This window comes from Micrococcus sp. KRD128 (assembly GCF_017168395.1).
Classification (GTDB): Bacteria; Actinomycetota; Actinomycetes; order Actinomycetales; family Micrococcaceae; genus Micrococcus; species Micrococcus luteus.
The window spans coordinates 46597-53568 of the sequence record NZ_JABFAX010000010.1; the positions used below are offsets into that span (position 1 = coordinate 46597).

At 76.9% G+C, this 6972-nt stretch carries 2 protein-coding genes and 1 pseudogene; 2 read left to right on the forward strand and 1 reads right to left on the reverse strand.

The genetic code is table 11. From position 1 onward, the window contains the following. Positions 1-49: 49 nt before the first annotated feature. Positions 50-1138, reverse strand: coding sequence for an alpha/beta hydrolase (locus tag J1M44_RS04910; RefSeq protein WP_036383691.1), 1089 nt, complete (start codon positions 1136-1138; stop codon positions 50-52). A 105-nt stretch (positions 1139-1243) separates the two neighbouring features. Between J1M44_RS04910 and J1M44_RS04915 the strand changes: the two genes are divergently transcribed. Next, positions 1244-1702, forward strand: coding sequence for a 23S rRNA (pseudouridine(1915)-N(3))-methyltransferase RlmH (locus J1M44_RS04915; protein WP_174233347.1), 459 nt, complete (start codon positions 1244-1246; stop codon positions 1700-1702). Continuing rightward, positions 1699-6772: pseudogene (locus J1M44_RS04920) on the forward strand (ATP-dependent helicase). The gene J1M44_RS04915 and the pseudogene J1M44_RS04920 overlap by 4 nt, the downstream one beginning before the upstream one ends. Positions 6773-6972: the final 200 nt, after the last annotated feature.

Below are 6972 nucleotides of genomic sequence, written 5' to 3' on the forward strand. Positions count from 1 at the left end.
CCTCGTGCTCCCGGGCTTTCGCCATGCCGGGGCAGGTCCGGCCGCCGCCTCAGCGCGGCAGGACGGCGTCCAGGAACGAGGCCACCGCGGACCACGAGATGGTGGCGTGCACGGCGCTGGCCGGCACACCGCTGCGGAGCACCTCCGCGCTGCGGGTCTTCGCGGTCATCATGCCCAGGTCGTGGCCGCCCTCGGCCACCGAGTAGAACGCCGTGCGCAGCCCGGCGGCCTCGGCGGCCCGGTACAGCTCGAGGCTCTGCCCCCACGGCACCGTGACGTCCTTGCGCCCGTGGACGACCAGCAGGGGCGGCGAGTCCGGGCGCAGGTGCGCGATCGGGGAGGCCAGCCGGGTCAGGCCGCCCGAGGCCAGGACCGGCACCCCCAGCATGTCCGACTTGGTGCTGCGGTCGTCGAGGTGGCAGTGCTTCAGCCGGTTCGCGCGGTTGTAGTCCGCGCACGCGCCCGGGAGCATCTGGCGGTTCATCGTCAGGAAGTCCGTGGGGCCGAAGAAGTCCACGATCGCCTGGACGCGGTCCTCCTCCGGGATCGCGTGGCCGCCGTCGGGCACCTCCCGGCCGGGCGGCGTCACCTGCTCCCGGTCCAGGTCCTGTCCGCCCGTGAGGCCGGCCATGAGGGCGTTCCAACCGCCCGACGACGAGCCGGCCACGGCCACCCGCCCCGCGTCCAGCTGCAGGCCCGGGGCGTTGCGCCGCACCCAGCGGACCGCCGCCGTCGCGTCCTCCACCTGGGCGGGGAACGTGCCCTGCTTGGAGCTGCGCACCGAGAACGCGGCGACGGCGTAGCCGTGCGGGACCAGGCCGCGGGCGACGTCGACACCGTCGCTGTAGCCGCGATCGCTGCGCCAGCCGGAGCCCGCGTTCCACACGAGGACCGGGAACGGGCCCTGGCCCGGCGGCCGGTACACGTCGATGCGTCCGGCGCGCCCGGGCAGGGCCGCGTACGTATGGCCGGTGGAGCTGCGCATGCCGTACAGGGCCGTCGCGTTGGCGCCCAGCGGCCCGGCGGGCGCGCCGGCCAGGTCGGTGACGACGGCCACCCCGCCCACCGCGAGGGCGCCGACCCCGAGGCCGAGCGCGGCGCGGCGGGACACCCGCGGGGACCGTGCGGTCGACGTCATGGGCCCCCTTCCGGTGCGGAGCCAGGCACCCCGCCCCGGCGAGCGTAACCGAGCGGCGGGGGCCGACCCCCGTACCGTGTCCGCGGCCGGTGCGATCATGGGGCCATGTCTGTTCGGGTGCTGGCCATCGGCAAGAAGCATGAGGCGTGGGTCGTCGACGGGATCGACCGCTACGAGCGGCGTCTCAAGAGGCCCTACGACCTCTCGTGGCGTCTGCTGCCGCACTCCGCGCGGCAGGAGGAGGCGGCGCGCACGGAGGAGTCGGACCGGATCCTGGGCGCGGTCGGCGCGGACGAGCACCTGATCCTGCTGGACGAGCGGGGGACGGCGTTCGACTCGCCGGGCCTGGCGCGGCACCTGCAGGGCCGGTTCGACGTCGGTGCCCCGGTGACGATGGTGATCGGAGGCGCGTACGGGGTGGACGCCCGGGTCCACGCCCGCGCGGACCGCGTCTGGTCCCTGTCCCCGCTCGTCTTCCCGCACCAGCTCGTGCGGCTGATCCTGGCGGAGCAGGTCTACCGCGCCCAGGAGATCTCCGCCGGCCGACCGTACCACCACGCATGAGCGGGCCCGCGGAGACCGCAGCGGGCACGGCCACGCCCGCGGCCGACGTCGTCCTGGGCCGGTTCACCGAGCCCACGCGCGCCTGGTTCACGGGCGCGTTCGAGGCCCCGACGCCGGCCCAGCTCGGCGCGTGGGACGCGATCTCCTCCGGGCGGCACGCACTGGTGATCGCGCCGACCGGCTCAGGCAAGACCCTCTCCTCCTTCCTCTGGGCGCTCGACTCGTTCGTGCGCGAGCCCGCCGCCGAGGGGACGGCGGCCACCCGCGTCCTCTACGTCTCGCCGCTGAAGGCGCTCGGCGTGGACGTGGAGCGGAACCTGCGGGCCCCGCTGGTGGGCATCACACAGACCGCCGCACACCAGGGCAGGCCCGTGCCGCGCGTGCGGGTGGGTGTGCGCTCCGGGGACACCCCGGCGGCCGAGCGGCGGCGCCTGCAGCAGGATCCGCCGGACATCCTCATCACCACGCCCGAGTCGCTGTACCTCATGCTCACCTCGCAGGCCCGCGCGGCGCTGGCCGGGGTCCGCACGGTGATCGTGGACGAGGTGCACGCCGTGGCCGGGACCAAGCGCGGCGCCCACCTGGCCGTCTCCCTCGAGCGCCTGGACGCCCTGCTGGACACGCCGGTGCAGCGGATCGGCCTGTCCGCCACGGTCGAGCCGGCCGCCGAGGTGGCCCGGTTCCTCGGCGGCACGCAGCCGGTGACGGTGGTGCGGCCCGCCTCGGCCAAGCGCTGGGACCTGACGGTCACGGTGCCGGTGCCGGACCTGACGGACCTCTCCTCCCCCGCCGCAGCCCACGACCTGGGGCCCGGCTCCTCGACGGGCGGGCTCGGCGACGAGGGCGCGGTGACGGGCGGGTCCATCTGGCCGCACGTCGAGGAGCGGATCGTGGACCTGGTGGCCGAGCGGCGTTCCACGCTCGTGTTCGCCAACTCCCGGCGCCTGGCCGAGCGCCTCACCGGTCGGCTCAACGAGATCTGGGAGGCCCGCGCCGAGGCGGCCGCCGCGGCCGAGCACCCGGACGCCGTCCCCGGCTTCCGCACACCGGACCCGACCGGCTTCCACGGACCCGCCCAGGTGGCCGGGCAGACCGGCACCGGATCGGGCACCGTCTCCGACTTCGCCCGCGCCCACCACGGCTCCGTGTCCAAGGAGCAGCGCGCCATCGTGGAGGACGCCCTGAAGACCGGCCAGATCCGCTGCGTCGTGGCCACGAGCTCGCTCGAGCTGGGCATCGACATGGGCGCGGTGGACCAGGTGATCCAGGTCGAGTCGCCGCCCTCGGTGGCCTCCGGTCTGCAGCGCGTGGGCCGCGCCGGCCACCAGGTGGGTGAGGTCTCCCGCGGCGTGTTCTTCCCCAAGCACCGGGGCGACCTCGTGGACACCGCCGTCGTGGCCGAGCGCATGACGGCCGGGCGCATCGAGTCGCTGCGGATCCCCGCCAACCCGCTGGACATCCTCGCCCAGCACACCGTGGCCGCCGTCGCCGTCGCGGACCTGGACGCGCAGGAGTGGTTCGACCTCGTGCGCCGGTCCGCGCCGTTCGCCACGCTGCCGTTCTCCGCCTACGAGTCCGTGCTCGACCTGCTGGCCGGCCGCTACCCCTCGGACGAGTTCGCCGAGCTGCGCCCGCGCATCCTGTGGGACCGGGAGAACGGCACGCTCGCCGCCCGCCCCGGCGCCCAGCGCCTCGCGGTCACCTCGGGCGGCACCATCCCGGACCGCGGCCTGTTCGGGGTGTTCCTGGCCTCCGACGGCGGCGCGGACGGCACCCCCGGCGGCGCGGCGGCCGGGGACACGGCCGAGTCGGCGGGCACCGCGTCCGCGGGCTCGGCCCGCTCCGGCGGGCGCCGGGTCGGCGAGCTCGACGAGGAGATGGTCTACGAGTCCCGCGTGGGGGACGTCATCCTGCTGGGCGCCACGAGCTGGCGCATCGTGGACATCACCGCGGACCGCGTCCTGGTGCTGCCCGCCTACGGGCAGCCCGGCAAGCTCCCGTTCTGGCGCGGCGACGCCGCGGGCCGGCCGGCGGAGCTGGGCGACGCCGTCGGGCGCTTCCGCCGCGAGCTGGACGCGGACCCCGAGGCCGGCCGCGCCCGCCTGGCCGCCGCGGGCCTGGACCCGTGGGCGCAGGACAACCTCCTGGCCTACCTGAAGGACCAGCGCGAGGCCACCGGGGTGCTGCCCACCGAGCAGACGCTCGTGGTGGAGCGGTTCACGGACGAGCTCGGCGACTGGCGCGTCGTGCTGCACTCCCCCTACGGCATGGCGGTGCACGCCCCGTGGGCGCTCGCGGTGGGGGCGCGGCTGGCACAGCGGTACGGGCTGGAGACCGGCTCGGGAGCGGCGATGGCCGCCGACGACGGGATCGTGCTGCGCATCCCGCTGATGGACGCGGAGCCGCCGGGCGCGGAGCTGTTCGAGTTCACCGCCGAGGAGCTGGAGGAGATCGTCACGGCGGAGGTCGGCGGGTCCGCGCTGTTCGCCGCCCGGTTCCGGGAGAACGCGGCACGCTCCCTGCTGCTGCCGCGCCGTGATCCCGGGCGACGGACCCCCCTGTGGCAGCAGCGGCAGCGGTCCGCGCAGCTCCTGGACGTGGCACGGAAGCACCCGCGGTTCCCCGTGATCCTGGAGACCGTGCGCGAGGTGCTCCAGGACGTCTACGACCTCCCTGCGCTCAAGGAGCTCGCGGGGCGGGTGGCCTCGCGGGCCGTCCGGCTCGTGGAGGTCACGACGACGGCGCCCTCGCCGTTCAGCCAGTCCATCCTGTTCGGCTACATCGCCCAGTTCATCTACGAGGGCGACTCCCCGCTGGCCGAGCGCCGCGCCGCCGCGCTCTCCCTCGACCCGGCACTGCTGTCCGAGCTGCTGGGCACGGAGGAGCTGCGCGAGCTGCTCGACGCCGAGGTCATCGCGGAGGTCGAGGCCCAGCTGCAGCGGCTCGCACCCGACCGGCGCGCCCGCGGGGTCGAGGGCGTGGCGGACCTGCTGCGCCTGCTGGGCCCGCTGTCCGCGGCGGAGGCCGCGCGGCGCACCCGGGCCGAGGGGGAGGGGGAGGCGGAGGAGGCCGCGGACGAGGACGCCGTCGCCGGGATGCTGGCGGAGCTCGAGCGCGCCGGCCGCGCGTTCCGCCTGCGCCAGGACGGGGTCGAGCGGTTCGCCGCCGTCGAGGACGCCGCCCGCCTGCGGGACGCGCTCGGCACGCCGATCCCGCACGGGGTGCCCACCGCGTTCCTCGACCCGGTCGACGACCCGCTCGGGGACCTCGTGGGCCGCTACGCCCGCACCCACGGCCCCTTCACCGCCGCCGAGGCGGGGGCCGCGCTGGGGCTGGGGGGCGCCGTCGTGCTGTCGGTGCTGCAGCGCCTGGCCACCGAGCGCCGCGTGAGCACGGGCGCGTTCCGGCCGGAGGGCACCCCCGGAGCCACCGGCCTGGACGCCGAGTGGTGTGATGCCGAGGTGCTGCGGCGGATCCGCATGCGCTCCCTCGCCGCGCTGCGCGCCGAGGTCGAGCCGGTGGACCAGGCCGCGTACGCCCGGTTCCTCGCCGACTGGCAGCACCTGCGGCCGCGGGCGGGGCGCGACGGGGCCTGGCGGCCGCCGGCCACGCTCGAGGGCGTGGACGGGGTGGCCACCGTCCTGGACCAGCTGGCCGGCACGCCCCTGCCCGCGAGCGCGTGGGAGTCCCTCGTGCTGCCCGCCCGCGTGCGGGACTACGCCCCCGCCCTGCTCGACGAACTGCTGGCCACGGGCGAGTACGTGTGGTCCGGCGTCGGGGAGGCCACCGGCAACGACGGCTGGGTGGCCCTGCACCCCGCCGACGCCGTAGACCTCACGCTGCGCCTGCCCGAGCCCGCCGAGGAGACGCGGGCCGACGCCGCCCTGCGCGCGGCCGTGCTCGAGGTGCTCGCCGGCGGCGGGGCCTGGTTCTTCCCCCAGCTCGTGGAGCGGGTGCGGGCGGCGCAGGCGGCGGGCGACGACGGCGGCACGGGGGCTGGGCTGTCTGGCTGGGGGCGGGGCGGGCGGCCCCGACCCGCACCGCGACCCGGCCGACCTGGCCCGCGGCCCCGCGGTGCTGGCCGCGCTGTGGGGCCTGGTGTGGGACGGCCGGGTCGGCAACGACACGTTCGCCCCCGTCCGCGGCCTGCTCTCGCTCGGCAAGACCGCGCACCGCACCGGCCGGCAGAGCCCGCGGGCCCGCACCGCGCGGACGGGCGGGGCCGCGGGGGCGGCGGCCGGGCGCGGGCTCGGCGGGCGGCTGGCCGGGGTGCGCGGGCGTGGCCGGTACGCGGGGCTCACCTCGCCCGAGGACGGCGCCCGGGGCTCGGCCGGCCTCACGGCGGGGACCGTCGGGCTCTCGGCCGCCGAGCAGGCCCGCTCGGCCGGCCGCTGGTCCCTGCTGCCGGCCGCCGAGCAGGACCCCACGATCCGCGCCCACGCCACCGCCGAGCTGCTGCTGGACCGGTACGGCGTGATCACGCGCGGCTCCGTGGTGGCCGAGGAGGTGCCCGGCGGATTCGCGGGGCAGTACCGGCTGCTCACCCGGATGGAGGACGCGGGACAGGTGCGCCGCGGCCACTTCGTCGACGGGCTGGGCGGCGCGCAGTTCTCCACCGGCGCCGTCGTGGATCGGCTGCGCGGGTTCCAGCGGGACGAGGAGGACGCCGCCGTCGACGCCGCCCCGCTCGCCCTCGCCCTGGCCGCGACGGATCCGGCGAACCCCTACGGCGCCGCGCTGGACTGGCCGTCCGTGCCGGCTGGGCCGGACGGCGTCGTGCCCACGGGCCACCGCCCGGGCCGGAAGGCGGGCGCCGTCGTCGTGCTGATCTCGGGGCGGCTGGCCCTCTACATGGAGCGCGGCGGGCGCACACTGCTCGCGTTCACGGAGGAGCCGGGCGAGCTGCGGGCCGCGGCGGAGGCGCTCGTGTGGGCATTGCGCACCGGCCGGACCGAGCGGCTGAGCCTGGAGAAGGTCAACGGCGGGCCCGTCCTCGGCACGCCGCTGGCCGCGGCGCTGCTGGCCGCGGGGTTCTACTCGAGCCCGTCGGGCATCCGGTTCCGGAACTGAGAGCTCGACGCCGTCCGTCCGTCCGTCCGTCCGTCCGCAACGCGGGTTGAGTTGTCGCGGGTCCCGCCGTCGAACACCCGCGACAACTCAACCCGCGTTGCCCGGGGTGGCCCTGTCGCGGCGACGGGTCCCGGGGGTAGGTTCGGCCCATGAGCATCGACGCCGCCCCGCCCGAGGACGTGGGCACCGCCCCCACGGGC